This is a genomic window from Petrotoga sp. DB-2 (genome assembly GCF_054051725.1).
Window position 1 is genome coordinate 1 of record NZ_JBSVZD010000094.1, and the last position, 287, is coordinate 287.

Below are 287 nucleotides of genomic sequence, written 5' to 3' on the forward strand. Positions count from 1 at the left end.
TCTTTGAATTTACCGTGACTCTTCTTGTTGTTGAAGAAAGAATTAAAGATAATGGGGTAAGAATCAACAACAAGATAACTGGTATCAAAGATCCCCTCTTTGATGCCTTTAAGGACGGTAAAAACGATAACCTTATCCAAATAAGAAGGACCAAACTCCTTCTTAAAGGAAGAGAAAGTAGCTTCAGAAGGAACGTAATTGATAATAGGATCGAAACCGATGCATTTAGCGAAGGAAGGGTTACTCTTAAGGAAGTGAATCAACTCCCTTACTGTAAACCCCTTAAC

1 protein-coding gene is annotated in these 287 nt (G+C 37.3%); it reads right to left on the reverse strand.

Annotated elements, in window-relative coordinates:
- The coding region (locus ACW9JY_RS10595) for a hypothetical protein (protein ID WP_457284339.1) at positions 1–263 on the reverse strand (263 nt) is incomplete at its 3' end.
- Between the last annotated feature and the right edge of the window lie 24 nt (positions 264–287).